Annotated in this window: 23 protein-coding genes and 2 tRNA genes; 8 read left to right on the top strand and 17 right to left on the bottom strand. The window is 36.9% G+C overall.

Going from position 1 to position 20,743, the window contains the following annotated elements:
• Positions 1–7: 7 nt before the first annotated feature.
• The 11 genes from CP352_RS01685 to CP352_RS01635 all read right to left on the bottom strand — a co-directional run bounded on the left by CP352_RS01685 (position 8) and on the right by CP352_RS01635 (position 8,962).
• Positions 8–970: a F0F1 ATP synthase subunit gamma gene (locus tag CP352_RS01685; protein WP_005728513.1), complete on the bottom strand. Its 963-nt coding sequence runs from the start codon at positions 968–970 to the stop codon at positions 8–10.
• Between the two features lie 10 nt (positions 971–980).
• Positions 981–2,492, bottom strand: a complete 1,512-nt coding sequence (gene atpA, locus CP352_RS01680) for a F0F1 ATP synthase subunit alpha (protein ID WP_005721378.1) — start codon at positions 2,490–2,492, stop codon at positions 981–983.
• A gap of 14 nt (positions 2,493–2,506) precedes the next feature.
• Positions 2,507–3,055 carry an ATP synthase F1 subunit delta gene (gene atpH, locus CP352_RS01675; protein WP_013086110.1) on the bottom strand — a complete coding sequence of 183 codons (549 nt, stop codon included), beginning with the start codon at positions 3,053–3,055 and terminating at the stop codon, positions 2,507–2,509.
• Positions 3,055–3,561: a F0F1 ATP synthase subunit B gene (gene atpF, locus CP352_RS01670; protein WP_089143153.1), complete on the bottom strand. Its 507-nt coding sequence runs from the start codon at positions 3,559–3,561 to the stop codon at positions 3,055–3,057. The genes atpH and atpF overlap by 1 nt, the downstream gene beginning before the upstream one ends.
• Positions 3,562–3,617: 56 nt before the next feature.
• Complete coding sequence (gene atpE, locus CP352_RS01665) at positions 3,618–3,842, bottom strand: F0F1 ATP synthase subunit C (RefSeq protein WP_005718768.1); 225 nt, start codon at positions 3,840–3,842, stop codon at positions 3,618–3,620.
• 20 nt (positions 3,843–3,862) lie between these two features.
• On the bottom strand, positions 3,863–4,576 hold the full coding sequence (gene atpB / locus CP352_RS01660) for a F0F1 ATP synthase subunit A (RefSeq protein ID WP_005728516.1): 714 nt from the start codon (positions 4,574–4,576) through the stop codon (positions 3,863–3,865).
• A 122-nt stretch (positions 4,577–4,698) separates the two neighbouring features.
• Positions 4,699–5,328 carry a uracil phosphoribosyltransferase gene (gene upp / locus CP352_RS01655; RefSeq protein WP_005718766.1) on the bottom strand — a complete coding sequence of 210 codons (630 nt, stop codon included), beginning with the start codon at positions 5,326–5,328 and terminating at the stop codon, positions 4,699–4,701.
• Between the two features lie 84 nt (positions 5,329–5,412).
• Positions 5,413–6,414, bottom strand: a complete 1,002-nt coding sequence (locus tag CP352_RS01650) for an L-threonylcarbamoyladenylate synthase (RefSeq protein ID WP_005721381.1) — start codon at positions 6,412–6,414, stop codon at positions 5,413–5,415.
• 5 nt (positions 6,415–6,419) lie between these two features.
• Positions 6,420–7,265, bottom strand: a complete 846-nt coding sequence (gene prmC, locus CP352_RS01645) for a peptide chain release factor N(5)-glutamine methyltransferase (protein WP_089143152.1) — start codon at positions 7,263–7,265, stop codon at positions 6,420–6,422.
• A complete protein-coding gene (gene prfA / locus CP352_RS01640; RefSeq protein ID WP_089143151.1) occupies positions 7,258–8,346 on the bottom strand; it encodes a peptide chain release factor 1 in 1,089 nt (362 codons plus the stop codon). Before prfA ends, prmC begins: the two co-directional genes overlap by 8 nt.
• Positions 8,347–8,362: 16 nt before the next feature.
• On the bottom strand, positions 8,363–8,962 hold the full coding sequence (locus tag CP352_RS01635) for a thymidine kinase (RefSeq protein ID WP_005718762.1): 600 nt from the start codon (positions 8,960–8,962) through the stop codon (positions 8,363–8,365).
• A gap of 135 nt (positions 8,963–9,097) precedes the next feature.
• Between CP352_RS01635 and CP352_RS01630 the strand changes: the two genes are divergently transcribed.
• Entirely contained in the window at positions 9,098–10,450 is a 1,353-nt protein-coding gene (locus CP352_RS01630; RefSeq protein ID WP_089147343.1) for a Mur ligase family protein, read from the top strand.
• Positions 10,451–10,640: 190 nt separating this feature from the next.
• On the opposite strand, the gene CP352_RS01625 is transcribed toward CP352_RS01630, so the two are convergent.
• Positions 10,641–11,813, bottom strand: coding sequence for a tyrosine-type recombinase/integrase (locus CP352_RS01625; protein WP_089150930.1), 1,173 nt, complete (start codon positions 11,811–11,813; stop codon positions 10,641–10,643).
• Between the two features lie 285 nt (positions 11,814–12,098).
• On the bottom strand, positions 12,099–12,935 hold the full coding sequence (locus tag CP352_RS01620; protein ID WP_089150929.1) for a helix-turn-helix transcriptional regulator: 837 nt from the start codon (positions 12,933–12,935) through the stop codon (positions 12,099–12,101).
• 147 nt (positions 12,936–13,082) lie between these two features.
• Between CP352_RS01620 and CP352_RS01615 the strand changes: the two genes are divergently transcribed.
• The 6 genes from CP352_RS01615 (at position 13,083) to CP352_RS01590 (ending at position 16,147) form a co-directional block, all read left to right on the top strand.
• Positions 13,083–13,271: a helix-turn-helix domain-containing protein gene (locus tag CP352_RS01615; protein WP_089150928.1), complete on the top strand. Its 189-nt coding sequence runs from the start codon at positions 13,083–13,085 to the stop codon at positions 13,269–13,271.
• A 114-nt stretch (positions 13,272–13,385) separates the two neighbouring features.
• Positions 13,386–13,799, top strand: coding sequence for an HTH domain-containing protein (locus CP352_RS01610; protein WP_089150927.1), 414 nt, complete (start codon positions 13,386–13,388; stop codon positions 13,797–13,799).
• Complete coding sequence (locus CP352_RS01605) at positions 13,780–14,352, top strand: hypothetical protein (protein WP_089150926.1); 573 nt, start codon at positions 13,780–13,782, stop codon at positions 14,350–14,352. Before CP352_RS01610 ends, CP352_RS01605 begins: the two co-directional genes overlap by 20 nt.
• Before the next feature lie 14 nt (positions 14,353–14,366).
• Positions 14,367–14,702 (top strand): hypothetical protein, encoded by a 336-nt coding sequence (locus tag CP352_RS01600; RefSeq protein ID WP_089150925.1) that lies wholly within the window; start codon positions 14,367–14,369, stop codon positions 14,700–14,702.
• The gene (locus CP352_RS01595; RefSeq protein WP_089150924.1) at positions 14,692–15,018 is read left to right on the top strand and encodes a helix-turn-helix domain-containing protein; all 327 of its coding nucleotides are present in this window, start codon (positions 14,692–14,694) and stop codon (positions 15,016–15,018) included. Before CP352_RS01600 ends, CP352_RS01595 begins: the two co-directional genes overlap by 11 nt.
• A gap of 160 nt (positions 15,019–15,178) precedes the next feature.
• Complete coding sequence (locus CP352_RS01590) at positions 15,179–16,147, top strand: replication initiation factor domain-containing protein (RefSeq protein WP_089147071.1); 969 nt, start codon at positions 15,179–15,181, stop codon at positions 16,145–16,147.
• Between the two features lie 714 nt (positions 16,148–16,861).
• Here the strand turns inward: CP352_RS01590 and CP352_RS01580 are convergent.
• The 3 genes from CP352_RS01580 to CP352_RS01570 all read right to left on the bottom strand — a co-directional run bounded on the left by CP352_RS01580 (position 16,862) and on the right by CP352_RS01570 (position 18,138).
• Positions 16,862–17,263, bottom strand: a complete 402-nt coding sequence (locus tag CP352_RS01580; protein WP_089150922.1) for a hypothetical protein — start codon at positions 17,261–17,263, stop codon at positions 16,862–16,864.
• A gap of 725 nt (positions 17,264–17,988) precedes the next feature.
• Positions 17,989–18,061: transfer RNA gene (locus CP352_RS01575), tRNA-Gln, on the bottom strand.
• Between the two features lie 5 nt (positions 18,062–18,066).
• Positions 18,067–18,138, bottom strand: a tRNA-Glu gene (locus CP352_RS01570).
• 81 nt (positions 18,139–18,219) lie between these two features.
• Here CP352_RS01570 and CP352_RS01565 point away from each other — a divergent pair.
• On the top strand, positions 18,220–19,230 hold the full coding sequence (locus CP352_RS01565; protein ID WP_089147344.1) for a serine hydrolase: 1,011 nt from the start codon (positions 18,220–18,222) through the stop codon (positions 19,228–19,230).
• 108 nt (positions 19,231–19,338) lie between these two features.
• On the opposite strand, the gene CP352_RS01560 is transcribed toward CP352_RS01565, so the two are convergent.
• Positions 19,339–20,712 (bottom strand): DHA2 family efflux MFS transporter permease subunit, encoded by a 1,374-nt coding sequence (locus tag CP352_RS01560; protein ID WP_089143004.1) that lies wholly within the window; start codon positions 20,710–20,712, stop codon positions 19,339–19,341.
• Positions 20,713–20,743: the final 31 nt, after the last annotated feature.

Genomic DNA, 20,743 nt, shown 5'->3' with positions numbered 1-20,743 from the left:
TTCTTTATTACTCTAAGGCATTTGCACCACTGATAATTTCAGTAATTTCAGTAGTAATTTGTGCCTGTCTAGCACGATTTAATTTTGTAGTTAAGTTTGATACCAGATCATTAGCATTATCAGTCGCACTCTGCATGGCTGTCATTGAACTAGCATGTTCGGCAGTCTTAGCATCCAAAATAGCACCGTAAATAGTAGAACGTGCATATTGTGGTAACAACTTCATTAACACTTGATTTGGATCTGGTTCAATATCGTATTCTAATTCTTTATGTGCTTCAGCTTCTTTGACACCAATATCTAAATCGACGATTGGTAACATTTTTTCAACACGAAAAGCAGATGATAATGAGTTAACGTGGTGAGTATAACATACGTAAAGCTGGTCATAGACACCATTCAAAAACATCTTAATTGCGGTTGAAACAATTGGTAATGCTTCATCAAAAGTTGGTACATCTGAAACACCATTCTTTTCATAAACAACGTTAATATTGTTCTTTTTAAAGAATTGTGCCGCAACCGAACCTACAGCAAGAACTTTGATATCGTGTCCTTGAGCACGTTCGTCCTCAAAGATACTCATCATATTCTTAATGACATTGCTGTTATAAGAACCTACAAGACCACGGTCACCTGAAATTACCAAGAAACCTGTTGTCTTGATATTCTTACGTGGCTGAATCATATCTGCTGTAATCCCCAAACCAAAGACATCAGTATAATCAATTTGAGCAACATTGTTCTTATCAATTGAGACGTCTTTTTCACGTAGATTATCAACTACTTCTGAGCTAATTAAACGAGAAATAGTTCTACGAATATGGTCGTTATAAACGGTATAACCTTTATCACGATTTTCAGTTTGATTCAACTTTGAAGCAGAGACCATTCTCATAGCTTCTGTAATCTTACCAGTTTGTTTTACTGAAGCAATTTTTTTCTTTAACTCAAGTAAAGATGCAGGCATATTCTACCTCCTATTTCTCACTTGGTGTAAAGCTCTCACTGAATTCTTCAATTGCTGCTGACAATTTCTTATCATCTGGCAATTGACCAGTTTCACGAATTGTCTTGAGCAAATCAGCATGACTGCTGTCAAAGTTATCAAATAATTCGTTTTGGAAACGAGCAATATCTTCAACTGGAACAGCGTCAAGATATCCGTGAGTCAAAGCATAAAGAATCACAACTTGCTTTTCAACAGGAATTGGATCATGAAGTGGTTGTTTCAATACTTCAACGGTTCTTTGACCTCTATTCAACTTAGCTTGAGTAGCTTGATCAAGATCACTACCAAATTGAGCGAAACTTTCAAGTTCACGGTAAGCTGCAAGGTCAGTACGCAAAGTACCAGCAACCTTCTTCATTGCCTTGATCTGGGCGTTACCACCAACACGAGAAACTGAGTTACCAGCATCGATGGCTGGACGAGTACCAGCAAAGAACAAATCGCTTTGCAAGAAAATCTGTCCATCAGTAATTGAAATTACGTTGGTTGGAATATATGCAGAAATATCCCCAGCTTCAGTTTGAATAATTGGCAAAGCTGTTAATGAACCGCCGCCAAGTTTGTCATTCAACTTAGCACTACGTTCAAGCAAACGTGAGTGTAAGTAGAAGACATCACCTGGATAAGCTTCACGACCAGGCGGACGACGGAGAAGCAAGGAAAGTTCACGGTAAGCGACGGCTTGTTTGGATAGGTCGTCAAATACGATTAATACATCCCTGCCATTGTACATAAATTCCTCACCCATAGCAGTACCAGCATATGGTGCAATATAAAGCATTGGTGCTGGCTCACTTGGGCCCGCTTCAACAACAATGGTATAATCCATTGCGCCAAAACGCTTTAAAGTTTCTACTTGAGTTCTAACGGTTGATTCCTTTTGACCAACAGCAACGTAAATACAAATTACGTCTTGCCCCTTTTGGTTAAGGATAGTGTCGATGGCCAAACTAGTTTTACCAGTCTTACGGTCACCGATAATCAATTCACGCTGACCACGACCGATTGGAACTAAGGCATCGATAGCCTTAATACCAGTTTGAAGTGGTTGATCAACTGATTGTCGATCCATAACCCCCGGAGCCTTGGCTTCAATTGGACGACTCTTGTCAGTCTTAATTTCACCCAAACCGTCCACTGGTTGACCCAATGGGTTAACTACTCTACCGATTAAGGCGTCACCAACAGGAACTTCCATGATTCGTCCAGTTCTTTGAACACGGTCACCTTCACGAATATTGTCAAATTGACCCAAAATAATGATACCTACATCATTTGATTCAAGGTTTTGTGCAATACCGTATGAGCCGTTATCAAACTTCAATAACTCACCAGACAAAACATCGTTAAGTCCGTGAGCACGGGCGATACCATCACCAACATAAGTTACAACACCAACTTCGCTGATGTCGAGCTTATCGTCGTAATGTTCAAGTTGTTGCTTGATCAAGGAACTAATTTCTTCCGCTTTAATGCTCAATGGTTTCACCTCTTTTAATTTTTATCAATTATCTGCGCACGGATCTTCTTCAGTTTATTCTTAACTGATCCATCAATCACGCGATCTTCTACTTGAAGAACCACGCCGCCTAAAATACTTGGATCAACTTTATTCTCTAGACGCACCACGTTTAGGTTATATTTCTTAGCAAAACTTTCACCTAAACGTTTGAGTTGATCATCATCTAGCTTAACAGCCGTAGTTGCAACGCCAGATGCGACCTTCTTTTCATTATCATAAAGTAAGACAAAGCGATCAATAATATCGATCAAATCAGCAAAACGATCATATTTAAGTAACAAATTCAAAAAGTTTTGAACCTCATCTGAAAAATCTTTTTCAATTGCAGTCAAAAGATCCTTTTTATCTTTATTACTTAAAATAGGATCGCTCAAGACACTAATGATTTGTGGATTGGCTTCAGCAGCCTTTTTTAATTCCACCATTTCATTATAAACAGTGTCTAATGCATCATTGTCTTGCGCATAACCAAATAGTGCGGCACCGTAGCGTGCTGCAATTTCTTCTCTACTTAAAGCCATTAATCATCCAACCCCTTAATAAATTGGTCGACTAAATCTTTTTGGTCTTTAGCAGATAAATTCTTAGCAATTACTTTTTCAGCGATTGCTACAGAAATATCAGCAACTTGATCGCGTGCAGAATTCAAAGCGTCTGCTTTTGCCTGAGCGGCATCTTCATTAGCCTTTTTGCGAATTGCTGCAGCATCTTCGTTTGCATTTGCTACGATTTCTTTACTTGTGTTTTGCGCGTTACTCTTAGCGTCAGAGAGAATTTGTGTTGCTTCTTGTCTTGAGTTCTTCAAGGCAGCTTCACGCTCATTAGCAAGCGTTTCAGCTTTCTTTCGTTCACTAGCAGCTGAATCCAAGTCATTAATAACTTTTTGCCGCCGCTTTTCCATCATATCTGATACTGGTCCCCAAGCAAAGTGCTTAATAAGAAGCATCAAGATGGCAAAACAGATCAAATACCAGATAGCATTACCTAAGTAAATATGTGAGGCTGCAAATAATGTTTGAATAGTCATTTACTGCCCTTCTCTCTTTAATACTATTCCTTTAAACAGAAAATTATCTCTTTTTATTAAAGGAACAAAATCAAGAAGGCAACAACGATAGCCAAAATAGGAACGGCTTCGATCAAACCAACACCAATAAACATTGTTGCTCTCAAGTTACCTGCACTTTCAGGTTGACGAGCCATACCTTCAAGAGTCTTTGAAATAACTTTACCGTTACCCAATGATGCAGCCAAAGCTGCTAAACCAGCTGCAATGGATGCAGCAAGATATTTAAAAGCTTCTGACATAAATTTATACCTCCAAAAATTTATTCTGTAGTAACCTTCTTACCAATGTAAACCATTGATAAAGTTACAAAAACATATGCCTGGATAGAGCCAATGAAGACAGAGAAACCTTGCCAAATCATGGCTAATGGAGCTGCCAAAACTAACGTAAATGGTCCACCAGCATGTGCTAGATCATTACCAATTAAAGTTAGCAAAACTTCACCAGCATAAATATTCCCATATAGACGTAATGATAAGGTTAAAAAGTTGGTAAACTCTTCAATTAAATTAATTGGAAGCATAAAACCAACTGGTTGCGTATAGCTCTTCAAATATCCGCCAACACCAAATCGTTGTACGCCGAATGTGAACGATAGAAGCAAGGTCATCATTGCAAACGACATTGTCGCTACTGGATCAGCAGTTGGTGATTTAATAAACATCCAATCATCAACTTTGACTTCCATGAACATCCCTAATTGGTTCATAAACCAAATAAACAGGAATAAAACAAATGCATATAGTGATAGGTGATTTTGAGCATCCTTGTCGCTAACATTATCTTTAACAATGCCGTTAGTGAAATCAAGTAAATACTCGAACACATTTTGTCTCTTATTGGGTTTCATTTCAACTTTTCTTGAAAGCCAAATGCAGATAAATAAAACTGCTAAAGCCATTAGCGTTGAACCGATAATACCAGAAAGTTCAAAATTCAAGCCCATGAATTTAAAAACAAATGATTTCTCCATTACTTCGTGACCTCCCTTCTCGTGCTGAATAAAACTCGAACACGTAAATCATCTTAACACCAAAAAAGGTCTTTGTGTAAAATGAAAGCGCATTAGAGAAAATATTTTTCTAAAAAGGACGATTACTTAGTACCAAATAGTCTGTCACCAGCATCACCCAAACCTGGGAAAATATAACCATTATCCATCAATTTGTCATCTTCAGCAGCTGCATAAATGTCAACGTCAGGATTTGCTTCTTGAACTGCCTTAATACCTTCTGGAGCAGCTACCAAAACAGCAAGCTTAATTTCCTTAACACCACGCTTCTTCAATGCAGCAATGGCATCATTAGCTGAGCCACCAGTTGCAAGCATTGGATCAACGACTAAACATTCACGTTCAGCAATATCCTTTGGAGCCTTGAAGAAATATTCATGTGGCTTCAAAGTCTTTTCGTCACGGTACATCCCGATAACGGCAATCTTAGCTGAAGGAACCATTTCAAGGACACCATTAAGCATCCCCATACCGGCACGTAAAATTGGCACAATTGTCAACTTCTTACCAGCAATTTCCTTTTGGACAGTCTTACCCATTGGTGTTTCAATTTCAACATCTTCAAGTGGCAAATCTCTAGTGATTTCATAGGTCATTAACCCACCAATTTCACCAACAATGCGACGGAATTCATTTGACCCCGTATCCTTGCGACGAATAATAGTCAACTTGTGTTGAATCAATGGGTGATCCAAAACTACGAACTTTCCCATATATGCCTCCTATAAAAAATAATATGATCATTAAATATTTTAATCAAAAACGCAAAGGGTTTAAAGCCCTTTGCGTTTTATTTTTTATTTATTGAAATGATGTCCACCTGCAGCTTTATTCAATCGATTCATGTAAGCTAAACTTTCTTCACCTTCATGAAATCCTTGTACATAAATAGTTTCGATATCATCTTGATCATCGAAATAGCGCAAGCCACCAAATAAGTTATGGTCGGCATCAACTAAATTGTTGCCCAGATCAAATTTATTTGCTTGAGGTAAATTAATTTTAGCTAAAACTGGCGCTAAAGCTGCTACACCAGTTTTTTCATTAAAATCAATTTTTGCAAAATCAGCAGGATCATCAACCACGACTACCGGCTCACTTGGCGCATAATGACGGTATTTCATCCCCGGTGCCTTAGGTATATCTTTGTCTGACACTTTGCCCGTGTTAATTAAAACTTTTTCACCTAAAACTTCGCTTAACTCTTCTGGAGTAATTTCACCAGGACGAAGAACGATTGGTGTTTCTACCGATAAGTCGATAATTGTCGATTCTAATCCCACACGAGTAGGGCCGTCATCAATAATTCCGGCAATCTTCCCTTTTAAATCATGGTAAACGTGCTCTGCAGTAGTAGGACTAGGCTTAGTTGAGGTATTAGCCGATGGTCCTACAATTGGATAACCCAATTTAGCAATTAAATCATGAGTCAATTGATCATCAGGACAACGAAATGCTACAGTATCAAGTCCCCCAGTAACTGCATCTGGCAGAGTTCCTGGTTTAACAAACAATAGCAATGTCAAAGGACCTGGCCAGAAATGTTTAATTAATTTCTTAGCTCTTTCTGGAACTTCTTTAGCATACTTAGCCATCATTTCTTCGTCAGAAACAGTAACGATCAATGGGTTATCGCTTGGACGTCCCTTAGCAGCATAAACGCCCTTCACAGACTTTTCTTTGGTTGCAATTGCACCTAGACCATAGACTGTCTCAGTTGGAAAAGCAACCAATTCACCCTTAGCTAACAACTTAACTGCATCATTGATTTGATCTTTTTTAAAAATCTTCGTTTCCATCGTTCTTATTTTTTCCACCTTCCATGAACCATGCGTGGCTTGCCGGCCATATCTTTTCTAAATTCGATTTCAAAATCAGGCAATTCTTTAGCAAACAATTCCTTCAGTTGTTCTTCTTCGCTAAAACCAAATTCTAAGAAAAATTCTCCATGGCTATTCAAATGCTCACGCACTTGCTTAGCAAATTTCTTATAGAAGTCTAGACCATCTTTGCCAGCAAAAAGAGCTTCTTTAGGTTCATTTTGCAAGACATTTTCATCCATTGCATTCTTTTCGCTTGTCTTAATATACGGCGGATTAGAGATGATCTTATCAAACTCTTCTAAGCCCAACAGCACGTTGGCTTTACGAGTAGTTACATCAAGATCATAAGTTAAAAAGTTTTCCTCACTTGTTCTTAAGGCAGTATCCGTTACATCACTAGCATATAAAGTTAAATCTGTAATGCCTTTCTTCTGTGCTTCTTTAGCTAAAGCCACGGTAATACAGCCAGAACCGGTACCCAAGTCAAGGACTTGATCACCTGATTTAAGTGTCTGCAATGCCCATTCAACCAATTCTTCAGTTTCAAAACGAGGAATCAAGACACCGCGTTGCACCATAATTTTATAGCCCAAAAACCAAGCATAACCCAAAATATACTGTGGAGATATGCCCTTAGCCAATTTTTCGATATCTTTATTGGCCTGCTTAATCTGGGCAGCAGTTAAGTCCATTTCTTGCTTCAGTTCAAATTCACTTGGTGTCAAGCCTAAGCGCTCTGCTAGAACATAATCAACATCCTCAGGACGCGCATTTTCAGCACTCTCACCCGCTTTAATACGCATCTGCTTTAAAGTCATTTTAGGCATTTTGATCAGCCAACTCCTCTAATTGCTTAGTTTGGTTGTAAAGAATTAATGCATCAATAATTTCATCAAGTTCACCGTTCATCACACGATCAAGCTTGTTAATGGTTAAGCCGATGCGGTGATCTGTTACACGATTTTGTGGATAGTTATATGTTCTAATTCTTTCGGAACGATCACCAGTACCAACTGCATTCTTTCTCTTAGCATCGTACTGAGCTTGATTTTGACTTTCATAATAGTCATAAACACGTGATTTCAAAATTTGCATTGCCTTTTCACGGTTCTGTTGTTGACTACGTTGATCCTGCATTGCAACTACAATCCCGGTTGGCAAGTGAGTCATTCTAACGGCACTAGAGGTCTTGTTAATGTGCTGACCACCGGCACCACTTGAACGGTAAACATCAACACGAATATCCTTAGGATCAATATCAATGTCTACTTGCTCATATTCAGGCATAACAGCAACAGTGGCAGTTGAAGTATGAACACGTCCTTGAGATTCAGTTACTGGAATCCGTTGAACACGGTGTGCACCATTTTCATACTTTAATTTCGAATAAACCTTGTCACCAGTAATCATGATTGCCACACGTTTATAGCCGCCAACCTCAGTAGGGTCTGAATCAATCATTGAAACCTTCCAGTTTTGACGTTCAGCATATTTTTCATACATTCTAAGCAAATCGCCAGCAAACAAAGAGGCTTCGTCACCACCGGCAGCACCACGGATTTCCATGATAATATCTTTATCATCGTTAGGATCCTTAGGCAACATCAAAATCTTGATTTGATCTTCAAGCTCGGGAATTTCTTTCTCAATTTCAGAATTTTCTTCCTTAGCCATTTCAATTAAATCAGGATCAGTTTCACTGGAGATAATTTCTTTATTATCTTCAATCTCTTTTTTATCCTCTTTGTACTTCTTATATTTTTGTACTACTTCACGCAAATCGGCTTCTTCCTTAGAAATCTCCATGTAGCGCTTAGTATCATTAATAACTTCAGGATCGGCCATCATTTCCTGAAGTTCTTCATAGTGAGCTACTAGACCCTCTAATTGAGCCATAACTTTATCCATAAACTAAAAATCCTCTCTATCTTTCAACACCTGGGTGAAAGTAATGATAGCGACAAACAGGATAATAACTTTCATCGCCACCAATTTGTACTTGTTCACCCTCATAAACAGGCTTGCCATTATTAATTCTCAAATTCATTGTTGCCTTGTGTCCACAATAATGACAAATGGTCTTCATCTCTTCTATTTTATCAGCAAAAATCAATAAATTTTCACTACCTTCAAATAGATGATTTTGAAAATCGTTTTTTAAGCCAAAGGTCATTACTGGAATATTGAACACATCCACAATTTTAGCGCATTCTAAGACATGATGTCTCTTCAAAAATTGTGCCTCATCAATTAACACACAAGCTAGTTTACCATCACCATCAGCAACATCTGCTTTGTTCATCTTTTTAATATAATCAAATAGATTCATATCAGCAGTAATTGGAATTGCTTCTCGGTGAAGTCCAATTCTAGAAGCAACGGTTCCTACACCGCTACGATTATCCAAGCCACTGGTCATTAGGGCAATCTTGCGCCCCTGTGCTTCATAATTGTGAGCTACTTTCAAGATCTCAATTGTTTTGCCACTGCTCATTGCACCATAACGAAAAAATAATTGCGCCATGCTGGCCCTCCCTTTTAACAAAAAGTCTTCGCCTTAATAGTATAGAGGAAAAAATAAATTTGTGTAGGTATTAAACCTCGTTTTCATCCTCGCTCTATGCTAAACTTAGACATAGTTTTAAAGTGAGGGATGTACATGAGTTTTAAATCAGGAATTGCTAAAGTTGCCGGTAAATCAAGCTATTGGTTTTTGCATAATGCCCTTAAGGGCGGCACCAGTTTTCCAGGCAAATTAGCAATGAAAATTGATCCAGAAGTTTTAAATTCTTTAGCCAAAGGCTATGAAACTGTTATTGTCACGGGAACTAATGGTAAGACAATGACTACTGCTTTGATTGTTGAAGCTTTAAAGAAAAAGTATGGTGATGTGTTAACTAATCCATCTGGTTCCAACATGCAACAAGGAATAGTGACCGCTTTTTTGGCTCACAAGCACAAGAGAGTTAAAAGAAAAATCGCTGTTCTAGAAGTTGATGAAGCAAATGTTAAAATGGTGACCAAATTACTTCATCCTAGCGTCTTTGTATTAACCAACATTTTCCGTGATCAGATGGACCGTTATGGTGAAATCTATACCACTTATGACAAGATCGTTAATGGTATTAAATTAGCACCTGACGCTACAATTATCGCTAACGGAGATGCAAGCATTTTTTCATCAGTTGAATTGCCTAATAAGAAAATTTTTTATGGCTTTAAACTTCCTGATGACAAACCTGAAAACGACTTCAAGGCTCCAGTCAATACCGATGGTGTTCTTTGTCCAAAATGCGACCACATTTTACATTATCATGAACGTATTTATGCCAACTTAGGTGACTTCTTCTGTCCTAACTGTGGCTACCACCGTCCTGATTTAACTTTTACAGTTAACAAGATTATTGATCAAACACCTAATAGCTCAACGTTCCAAATGGGCAACAAGCAATATTCCATTAATATTGGTGGTACTTATAACATTTATAATGCCTTAGCCGCCTATTCTGTTGCACGCCACTTTGGATTAACTGAAGCTGAAGTTGCTCAAGCTTTTGCAGAAAATAAACGGATCTTTGGTCGTCAAGAATTAATTCACTATGGCGATAAGGATATCGATTTAATTCTAGTTAAAAACCCAGTTGGTTTGGATGAAGTCTTGCACATGCTTAATACAGAAAAAGATGATTATTCACTAGTTGCCTTGCTTAATGCCAACCACGCTGATGGAATTGATACTTCTTGGATTTGGGATGCTGATTTTGAAGGATTAGACAAAGAAAAGATTAAAAAGATCCTCGTCGGTGGTCAACGCTGGCATGATATGGGCTTTAGACTTGAAATTGCTGGCTTTGATCCAGGACAAATGAGTACTAATCCAGATGATGATAGCCTAATTGAAAAAATTAAAAAACTGCCAACTAAGAAGGTCTATATTCTTTCAACTTATACTGCAATGCTTGCACTTAGAAAGAAGATGGCCGAAAAGAAAATCATTAAGGCTGGTATGTAAATAGAAAGGATTCCCGCGGGAATCCTTTTTTGTGTACAAAAAAAGCTGTAGCTCTAATGCTACAGCCTTTCTAATTATTGGGATATTGGGGCTCGAATTTCTTATCAAATTAGAGCCGTCAAACCTTAACATTATAGGAAACAATTTTTCTTTAAATAAATATTGCCCCCTAATTTTGCCCCCTTGTCTTTTATTTCTTCATCCATTCAGCGAATTTAGATGCCTCAACATCATCACTTTGTCTTGAAGCGTGAGTATAAATACCTAATGTGGTCTTGACATCGCTATGCCTTAACCGTTGTTGGACATCCTTTATAGTGCCTACGCCTGATTGTACTAGCAAAGTAGCATAAGTATGTCTAAAATCATGAACTCTAATAGGATTCAGCCCACACAACTTACAGATTTTTTCTTTCCATTGTCTAGGTTTTGATTGTGCCGTTAACTCATTATTTGCATTAGGGAAAATAAGGTTATGGGCATCTAAGAAGTTAAAACCTAGTTTTAGCATTTCTTTTTGTTGTTTTAAGCGCCAATCTTTTAAATAATTCATAGTTTCAGCATCAACTTTAAAGGTCTTAATACTACCTTTTGTTTTTGGCGTATCGGATTCATATTCTCTATTGTTTTTGCCTGTCTTTTTGTTTAGTCCTGTGGTCAAAGTTCTACTAACACGAATTGTGTTATCTTCAAAATTGACATCGTCCCAACGTAGGGCAAGCCCTTCACCTCTACGCAATCCTAAAAAAGCTAATAATCTAAAATACATGAACGCCTTGTAATTTTCTTTTTTAGCACATTCAAGAAACGTATTTAATTCATCCTTAGTGTAATATTTAGAATTTAGTTTACTGGCTGGCTTTTTTGGCATATGAACCTTATTCATAGGATTTCTATAAAGAAGTTCCATATCAACCCCATATTGAAAAACATTAGATGAATACCGCTTAAAACGGTCAAAAGTACGGGGCGCTTCTTTATACCACGTTTCAACCGCATTTTGACAATCTTGTGGCGTAATCTTATCAACGTATTTGTTACCCAAGATATTAAGAATATGGTCATCAAAGTACCTAATCGTTGTTGCAAAGGTACTTTCTTTTACTTCATGCTTGTATACTTTCAACCATGATTTATACAACTCTTTAAAAGTTCGCTTTTCGGCTGTCTTCGGTGTACATTCACCGTTTAACGCTTTTGCCTTGTACTCAAAAAAAGCTTTCTCCGCTTCTTTTCTACTTTTAAAGCCCTGTTTTCTAATCCAAATAGATTTTCCAGTTTTTGGGTCTTTGCTAACATAAACTTTAATCTTATAACACGTCTTACCGCTCTTAGTGGTGTATTTCTTAATGCTCTTATTCATAATTAAAACCTCTTTTGCTCACCTGTCCGCATAAATAGGCTAATCAAAGATTTTTAATTATGTTGTTGGTGTACGAGTTCACCTAAAAGTTACCTCGTTCGAGCGGTATTTCATCCCTTTAAAGATCATACATAAACACAGATTCTAGCAGCTCATTTGTGAGTAGCATGAAGCGTACTACAAAGAATCATCTAGCAAGGGATGTACGGTTTGACTTAGTGCTTTTCACGTGAAACATTGCTAACATCTCCGCAGAATTGTGGACATCTTAGCGATGGTACGATATTAGTCGTTATTATGTTCTTTTACATATTTACGCATCTGTTCAATATTATTGAAATGTCTTTCACCTAAAAAGTTTATAGGACGCTCTTTCGCTTTGTTATCTGGTAAATTATTAATATTTTTCTTTAACTTTTCGGCGTTTGCAATTAAATCATTTATTAGCTTATAAATTCTTTTTTTACTACCGAATCTAGTTTCATACATCATATGGCTATTAAAAGCATCAATATCCCCTTGAAATGTATCTTCATAGTTTTGACTTAGTTCAGTTTCAGTAATTAACACTGTGTGATCCTTTAATAAATCGTATATGTTTTCTACTAGTACAATATTATTCATTGGTGAAACTGTATCTTTATAAATAAATTGCATCATTACATGATCTGTTAGAAAAGAAAAATACTTCAACCAGTAATTTTGAACTGTCTTTGTGAATGCTATTATTTCATCATTCGTAAAATACTTTTCAGGCTTAGGAATATCAGCCGAGAAATGAAATACTTCTAATAGAATTTCGTGAATATTTACAGAATGTATTTGCTCTAAATAGTTATCATTTAACACTTTTACTACATCAATTTTTGTATAGTATGTTGTTATTCCTAGTAAATATTGAAGAGTTACACCAAAAAAACTCACTAGACTTTCATAGTAAATACTAGGAATTGGGGTTTGTTCATTTTCCCATCTCGATACGGTAGCATAACTTATTTTCTTAATATTTCCATTGCTATCTTTAACAGAATTATTATTTATCAAAAAAGCATTAAAGGCTTTTGCAAATTCTTTTTGTGAAAGCTCTTCTTTTTGCCGTAGTTCCTTCAACCTATTCTTCATTTTTTCACCTTCTTTAATTGCTATTATACACAAAATTGCACAAATTATTTACAAATTTTGTAAAATTACTTGTATTTACATATTTTGTAAGTTACCATAATGATGTAAAAGTTATTTACATATTTTGTAAATAAAGGAGATGAGACCATGACACAACAACTAATTTCATTCAAAGAAGCGCAGAATTATCTTGGTTTTAAGTCCGCCGCTTCCTTACGCGAATACGTAAATCAAGGCTTACCAGTCGTAAAGGTCGGAAGTTCCAAACGTATTGATATTGATGATTTAAAGAAGTTCATTCAAGAACACAAAACAGTTAACACAACTATCAAGTAGCAAAAAAAAGAGCGGCACTAACCGCCCTACCTGAAATATTGCTACTGTTTGGGGATGCGTGGAATTGTAGCAGTTTTCACATTTTGCATCCCTACCAAGAAAGAAGGTGAATAAATGGAACCAGTACAAACAGCTTTCAATTTTGACGGGCTGACGTTCCCTAATCCTGAATCAACGCTCACCAAGATTGAAACAAAATGTTATGACCTAATACCCATAGGCAAAGAAAAAGCCGTGTCGGCTGAATATCTGGCGAAAACGCTAGACATCGACACACGGACTGTAACAGCTAATATAAGGCGTTTGCGGTTGAAACATTGCGACATAGGTAGTCTAAGAGATATCGGCTATTACCGATTCAAAGACCCACACGAATACTTGGAATATATGGCAGCTGCTGAAAAAGAGCAGGCACGGCGCTATCAAGTGTTAAATGCTATGAAGCACACGCCCATGGCTCAACAGGTAACAGCAAATCTAAACAATTTAAGCAAAGAAAGGTTAAAAAATGACAAAATATCTAATTAACGATAATGACACAGTTAGAATTGGACAAACTATTTACAAGATTGATTTTTCAAAAGTAGAAAGTGATTTTTTAAGTAGTCAACCAGCTTCAAAGAATTATGATAGTCGCTTAATTGAAAACGGTGTTAACGCTGAAATTTTTCAAGGTGGTAACGACCAAAACACCACCGCATTAATGCAAGGCGATATTATCGCCAGCAAACAAGAGCCTAGAATAGAGTTTATTCTTATCTCTACTCAGTTAGTGCCTGTGGATGAAGCTAAATACGTCCTTAACACATACAACGATCATGATTCTAAGGTTGTTAAGTTGCCTAGCCCACAGCCTAGCATTAAATCAAAACAAGAATTTGATAAGTATGCTAAGAAAATGACGCAGGATATTAGCACATTGAAGCGGCTTGTTGAATGCGCAGAAAATGAAGCGCCGACAATTGTAGATGGGACAACTTACCCCGCATCTCATGGTTGGTATGAAGTCGCACAATTAGCGCTAGACCTAGCAGACCAACAAGAATGGTTTGAACGATATGAAGACAAGTATGAAAACTAGAAAGCGTAGAAAAAATGAAAGAAATTAGATTAAATGACACAATCGTTTCATTAAATCCGCAGATAGATCCGCTTTTTGGCTCAATTAGCTTCAAAAAGCCTGTTACCCCTCACACAATTATCACAATCAAGAGTACAGGTGAGACAGTCAAAGTACCACTAAATCAAATTAAGCTAGTCTTATTTAGATTAACGCCGCAGTTATACGGCTTCATTTGGAAAAATAAAATGTTTTTTAGCGATGATGAATTTGATTCATGGAATAGAAACACAACACGGCTTGCATCCCACGAATTGAAAGCTAATTTCAATCAGTTCAAAAAGAAAGAAGATGAACGCAATGAATATTAATTTAACTGATGCACTAATAGCGCAGATCATTGCAGGATTAAAGCCCGTTATCGTAGCCACTGTACAAGATGCAGTCAAAGACGCTAAAAGCGATTCACGCCCTTACCTTAACCGTACCGACATGGCTAAGTATTTGGGTGTATCACAATCAACCGTTAGTGCATGGGTTGCAATTGGTTTACCTGTTGCTGTCATTGATGGGCGCAAACTGTACGGCAAAAAGACAGTTAACCAATGGTTGAAAGAACATGAAATCACCACAGAAACGCCCTATCAACATCAAAAGACACCAAAAAGCCCGCAACTATTGCAGTAGTTACGAGCCTATAAAAAGCATTGCATGAACATTATAGCAGATTAGTAAAATACCCTGTCCGCATAAATGGGTTAATCCGAAATTTTTAATTAATTGCATCCCTAGATAAAAATTTGTTTTGTTGGGGATGCTTTTTTACTAGGTAGGCGGTGAAATTTCATTGAACCAAAATCCAACAAGTGAGTTTCTAACTGCATATGTAACTACCCCGCCAGAGGTCTATTTTTTGAACCGTGCCAATTCTAATTACTGTTCAATTTCGATAGATCGAATTTCGATTAGTGGTAAATTCCACGCAGAACAGCATTACACCACACTAAAAGAAAATCATTGGCGACAAGTAAAGGAATTAGACGGGCGACCGTTAACGTTTGAGTTAGATCGAGTAGATAAAAATGGCGAATTTGAACAAATAGCTACGCTTATACGTGATAAATTTAGGGCTAACAATTGGCGCATAGACACATCTAATCACATACAAAGCCCAAAAGAAAAGCAGTTTATCAGCAATATCATTGCTCTATTTAGTTCGCCACACGTTACCCGTCTAGATATTGCAATAGATTTTATTAATTATGAACATGCTGGGATGAATTACAAAATATTCAAGCCTAATACGACCATAACCGTTAGATACAATAAGGCGGGCAAAATTGAAACAACTTATTATGGCAAACGTAAATCTAATGTACAGTACCGCTATTATGATAAGAAATTAGAGCGAAATAAAAACAAACAGCATTTACCTAACAATATAGCCAGCTGGGAACGGCTAGAACTGCAATTAAGAAGTAAGAAGGTGGCAAGCAATTGGTACAAAGAAGCAATGAAAATGCTAAGTTACTTTAAACGCCCTAACCTAACCACAATAGCAGATAAAGACCCTAAAAGTTACTTTATGCTTACTGGGATTCTTGAACATCCTGAAAAGTTTAATGATTTAGCAAAAGGAACTAAGGCAAAATATAGAAAAATGATTAAAGATAACCATGGCTTTGATACTTCTATGACCGATACAGCTATGAAAACGCTAGATGCTAATGCTGAAAAAATTAAACGAGAAATTAATAGCTTCTTTGAGACAAACAAAAAAGATCAAGCACCATTTAAAGCACTCAATCAGTCGTAAAATCTTAATTAATCTATGTAAATTATACCGTATTTGATAACGAATTTTTGCTAGAAATTAGAAAGCAAATTAGCTTTTCTAACTGCATATGTAACTACCCCGCCAGAGGTCTATTTTTTGAACCGTAGCAATTTATAAATAGACATAAGAGACACCCTAAAAAAGAAGATCGATATTATGAGAGCAAAACTAGAAAAATTGCTAGCCCCGTCCATAAAAGATAACTATTTTCGCATTAGAAACAGAGGCAAGGCAGACAAAACCGCCCTGCAATTTGTATATAGCTCATATGTGAGAAAAGATAGGCGCATTTATAGCCCATGTAAGAAGACATATGATAAATATTGCAGTTTTTGCCAACAAAATTCGTTAGTCCCGCTTAGTTCATGGCAGTTCAAGCGACAGATGCAATTAATGGGCTTTGTTTATCAAACTCGCCACAGATTCGGCAAGCACGTAACCACCGCATATAAGAACATAGGACTAGTTAGACGATAAGAAAAAGAGCGTACGACCTAGAAACAAGGTTAGACGCTCTTATTTTTTATTGAATATGTTCCGTATGATGTCCAATTGAACGGCTTTAATAACAATGCTGATATATCAACGATTACGCAAAACAGAGCCCTTAGAAAACCCTGTGTTAAAACCTGACAAAACTTTACATCTTTGTTAATTTTGTAGTTATTTGACGGCACAATTTTATGCAGCCGGTTAATTTACCAGCTCAATTACAGACGCTAGCCCCTCTTTTGCCGCAAAGGAATTAAAGAAGCCCGTAAATTCGTTCATTGCTTGCCTTTTGAAATAATGGTAACGGCTCATAGCGTAGCCCACTAGTTCGGCAGTTTTGAAGCTGGTGTATTCATCAAGATAATAATAAATAAAAATGTCTTGATATGGTTTTCTAGGTTTATTTTCTAGTTGCTCAATTGCTTTTGCCACACAGTAGGTTATACGCTCGCTAGCCTTGATATATTCGGAAAACCTATCAGCAAAGGGATGCAGGTTCTGAATGTTGGCGGGTTTCAAGTCGGTTCGATGCCTTGCCGAAAAAGCTAGAAATCTATCTAGCTCATATTTAAGAAAATGCGATGTTTTTATTTTTGTTGTCATGTGCTTACCTCCCTGCAATCTAGTTCACATTGATTATATCAACAAAGAAAGGCAGGATATTCAATAAGTACACGCCGCCCTCATGTCATGGCAGTACAACAACCCTTATAAAACCCTGTATCAATACCGTACATTAGGTACGCATGTATTGACCAATATATACAAGACGTTTCTTTGAACATGGTAACTTTTAGGTGAACATGTTTGAACCGTAGGTTTTTGTAGGTTGATATAGTCCATATAATTTTATGTGCGTATCTGTAAATACGGTGGTGAGATTGTGCGCATCATTGTACAACCCTCCGAAAACCCCCTGTACAAATTAAAATTATTAAACTCAATATAATTCGATTTAAGGCGTTTGAATATGTCTTAGTATGATTACACATGACATGAAATAAAATTAAATAGAGGTAATAAAAAAGAGCCCAGTGAGTGAACTAGGCTCTTTTTAGTATTATGAATAAGATACATTTAAGAACAATCAAATTATAGCATTAATCTTCACCAGATTAAAAACCTTTGATTAACCTATTTATGCAGATTGTTAAGCGTCAACTATACCAATTTAACAACTTTACCAATCATTTAAGGCTTTAAAAATATTGCCCCCTGATATTGCCCCCCTCGGGGGACAACTTCAATTAGTTTCAAAGAACAACATTTTGTAAAACCTTTTAATATCAAGCATTTTAGTTATTAAAAATTACTTGAATCTCTAATTATTGGGATATTGGGGCTCGAACCCAAACATCCAGGAACCAGAATCCTGTGCCTTACCAATTTGGCTATATCCCAGTAAATCACCCGTACGAGAATTGAACTCATAACTCCACCTTGAGAGGGTAGCGTCTTAACCATTTGACCAACGGGCGAATCAACATTTATAATTATGCTTTTTTCTTCTATGCTTGTCAAGTAATTTTGACTATAATAATGCTAATGGATGGTGAAACATGATCGACTTTAATAAAACACAGCATTTAATTGAATCAATGGTTTTTGAACGCGTTGTTCCAGGCGTCAATTACACTTTTATCAAAAATAAGCGAATTTTTACATCAACTACTGGTTTTGCTAGTATCTACCCAGAAGTTACTCAGCTGAGCCCTTTTGCAGAATACGACCTAGCTAGTTTGACTAAGGTTTTAGCAACAGAAAATGTCTTGCTTAAGCTTTATGACCAAGGCAAACTTAACTTTACTGAGCCCTTGCAGCAATTTATTCCTGAATTTAAAGACCCGCGTGTACGCCTTTATCACTTGCTAACCCATACTAGTGGCATTCGTGGCTGGATCCCCCACCGCGACAAACTAGATCATGATGCCTTACTACAAGCAATTATCAATCTGCCAGTAACTGACGAATTTGAACACAAGATGCGGTATGCCGATACAAACTTTATCTTACTTGGATTAGTTATTAAAAAGATTTTTGGTAAACCTGTCCAAGAAGTAGTCACAGAGCAAGTCCTCAATCAAATGCCGCTTGAAAATACTACTTTTTCACCACAAAAGGATGATTGCGTGCCTACTGCCCTAGTTGATGGCCATGTCTTGCAAGGTATTCCACATGATCCTAAAGCTAGACAACTTGGAATAGATTGCGGTTCTGCTGGCTTATTTTCCAATCTTCAAGACTTAGTTACCTTCGCCCAAGGTTATTTAGGACTAAAGGATGTTTTACCTTATAGTCAAAAGACTGTCAGCCAGCTATTTGATAATAAAAATCCCCAAGGCATAAAACCACGCTCTTGGGGATGGGACCTTCGGTTTGATCCAAAGCAAAATTATCCGATCATTTTGCACACCGGTTTTACTGGTACTTTAATTATTCTTGATCGCATCAAACGCTCTGGTCTAATTTTATTGACCAATCGAGTCCATCCGACTGGACACAACACTGTTTTCTTAGCTATGCGCGAAAAAATTATCCGTAGTTTTATCAACGAAAACGCCAAAATATAAATTATAGAAAAAAGACGGCTGTGTGTCAGTCGTCTTTTTATCTCTCACTAAATTTCATCATCCGCCTAGTATTATAACTTATTTTAACGCTAATGTACTAGTCAAATATTATTTTTCTGCTTTAAACATTTTCCAGTAGCTAATTAAAATGATTAATGCCATTAATAAAGTAAAATAAAAGGCTGCCTGACTACCTTGAGCTGTCGCCAGTGCATAGGACGCTGCACCCTTTTTCTGCCAAATCGACATAATTGCTGCTAAGATAGTTGTTCCTACAGAACCGGCTAATTGCTGGCTAGTCTGACAAACTGCGGTTGCATCGGCGCGCAATGCTCCTTTTTCTACCTTCAAAGCTTCAGCTAGCGTGTTAGAAAATGACATTCTGTGTCCTAACATCATGATGCCATAAATAATAATGATCATCATCACAGTCAAATTTAAGCCAAAAATAGCAAATAACAAGCAGCTGATCGCCATTAAGAAGCCACCTAAATAAAGTGGCAATTTAGCTCCTTTTTTATCATATAGGCTACCAAAATATGGATTGAGTAGCCCTGCAATAATACTACCTGGTAGCAAAATCAAACCACCAACTAAAGATGTTTGCTTTCCGACAATTTGGATGTAGTTAGGCAATACAAAACTGATACCAATATTATTAAATTGCAATAAAAAGTAAGCTAACGCACCATAAACAAACGCTTTTTGCTTAAATACGGCTAGATCTAACAATTTCTTGGATGATTTTTTAGATAATCTAACAAATAGCCAAATTAAAATTGCAGTCACAATTAATAAAATCCACATTAAAGGATTAACAAATCCATTACTAATTTGATTTACGCCTAATGTCAAAGTAATAAATGCTATAGCTAAAACGATAAATGATAGCCAATCAAAACTATTTTTAGTTTGTTCATGATACTTACCGACTACAAATAGCCCGGCAACAAAAACAATGATCGCAAAAATTGTAACAAAACCAAAAATCCAGCGCCAGTTAAGATAAAAAGTAGTGATACCGCCAAATGCTGGTCCTAAAGTCGGTGCCATAGCTACTACTAAGCCGGCGATTCCCATGTAAACGCCCCATTTTTCGCGAGGCATAACTTCGGTTACTAAGTTAAACATCAACGGTGTACTTAATCCTGCACCTAGAGCTGAAATCAGCCGACCTAACAGTAAAATAGGAAAATTAGGTGCTACAGCACTAATTACGCTTCCAATCATAAAACCAACGCAAGCAACAATAAACAATTGCCGCGCAGTAAAACGTTCATTCAAATATGAAGAACAAATCATAATAATCGCAATCGCCAATAAATATCCTGTTGTCGTCCATTGAATTATATCCAAACCGACACCAAATTGCTTCATCATCGTAGGAAAAGTGACGTTTAAACTAGTTTCCGTCAAAATTCCGACAAATGACATAAACGCAGCTGATAATACTGCTAAAACATTTTTAGTATTCTCTTTCACGCAAAAATCCTTTCCACAAAAAAAGAAAGAG

This window comes from Lactobacillus sp. UMNPBX1 (assembly GCF_002554085.1).
GTDB classification, from domain to species: Bacteria; Bacillota; Bacilli; order Lactobacillales; family Lactobacillaceae; genus Lactobacillus; species Lactobacillus crispatus.
This window is presented reverse-complemented; position numbering and strand designations above follow the sequence as displayed.

What these genes read in the sequence shown, in the direction of transcription:
- CP352_RS01685 (WP_005728513.1), bottom strand. Translation starts at nt 970, where the DNA reads ATGCCTGCATCTTTACTTGAGTTAAAGAAAAAAATTGCTTCAGTAAAA.
- atpH (WP_013086110.1), bottom strand. Translation starts at nt 3,055, where the DNA reads ATGGCTTTAAGTAGAGAAGAAATTGCAGCACGCTACGGTGCCGCACTA.
- atpF (WP_089143153.1), bottom strand. Translation starts at nt 3,561, where the DNA reads ATGACTATTCAAACATTATTTGCAGCCTCACATATTTACTTAGGTAAT.
- atpE (WP_005718768.1), bottom strand. Translation starts at nt 3,842, where the DNA reads ATGTCAGAAGCTTTTAAATATCTTGCTGCATCCATTGCAGCTGGTTTA.
- atpB (WP_005728516.1), bottom strand. Translation starts at nt 4,576, where the DNA reads ATGGAGAAATCATTTGTTTTTAAATTCATGGGCTTGAATTTTGAACTT.
- upp (WP_005718766.1), bottom strand. Translation starts at nt 5,328, where the DNA reads ATGGGAAAGTTCGTAGTTTTGGATCACCCATTGATTCAACACAAGTTG.
- CP352_RS01650 (WP_005721381.1), bottom strand. Translation starts at nt 6,414, where the DNA reads ATGGAAACGAAGATTTTTAAAAAAGATCAAATCAATGATGCAGTTAAG.
- prmC (WP_089143152.1), bottom strand. Translation starts at nt 7,265, where the DNA reads ATGCCTAAAATGACTTTAAAGCAGATGCGTATTAAAGCGGGTGAGAGT.
- prfA (WP_089143151.1), bottom strand. Translation starts at nt 8,346, where the DNA reads ATGGATAAAGTTATGGCTCAATTAGAGGGTCTAGTAGCTCACTATGAA.
- CP352_RS01635 (WP_005718762.1), bottom strand. Translation starts at nt 8,962, where the DNA reads ATGGCGCAATTATTTTTTCGTTATGGTGCAATGAGCAGTGGCAAAACA.
- CP352_RS01630 (WP_089147343.1), top strand. Translation starts at nt 9,098, where the DNA reads ATGAGTTTTAAATCAGGAATTGCTAAAGTTGCCGGTAAATCAAGCTAT.
- CP352_RS01625 (WP_089150930.1), bottom strand. Translation starts at nt 11,813, where the DNA reads ATGAATAAGAGCATTAAGAAATACACCACTAAGAGCGGTAAGACGTGT.
- CP352_RS01620 (WP_089150929.1), bottom strand. Translation starts at nt 12,935, where the DNA reads ATGAAGAATAGGTTGAAGGAACTACGGCAAAAAGAAGAGCTTTCACAA.
- CP352_RS01615 (WP_089150928.1), top strand. Translation starts at nt 13,083, where the DNA reads ATGACACAACAACTAATTTCATTCAAAGAAGCGCAGAATTATCTTGGT.
- CP352_RS01610 (WP_089150927.1), top strand. Translation starts at nt 13,386, where the DNA reads ATGGAACCAGTACAAACAGCTTTCAATTTTGACGGGCTGACGTTCCCT.
- CP352_RS01605 (WP_089150926.1), top strand. Translation starts at nt 13,780, where the DNA reads ATGACAAAATATCTAATTAACGATAATGACACAGTTAGAATTGGACAA.
- CP352_RS01600 (WP_089150925.1), top strand. Translation starts at nt 14,367, where the DNA reads ATGAAAGAAATTAGATTAAATGACACAATCGTTTCATTAAATCCGCAG.
- CP352_RS01595 (WP_089150924.1), top strand. Translation starts at nt 14,692, where the DNA reads ATGAATATTAATTTAACTGATGCACTAATAGCGCAGATCATTGCAGGA.
- CP352_RS01580 (WP_089150922.1), bottom strand. Translation starts at nt 17,263, where the DNA reads ATGACAACAAAAATAAAAACATCGCATTTTCTTAAATATGAGCTAGAT.
- CP352_RS01565 (WP_089147344.1), top strand. Translation starts at nt 18,220, where the DNA reads ATGATCGACTTTAATAAAACACAGCATTTAATTGAATCAATGGTTTTT.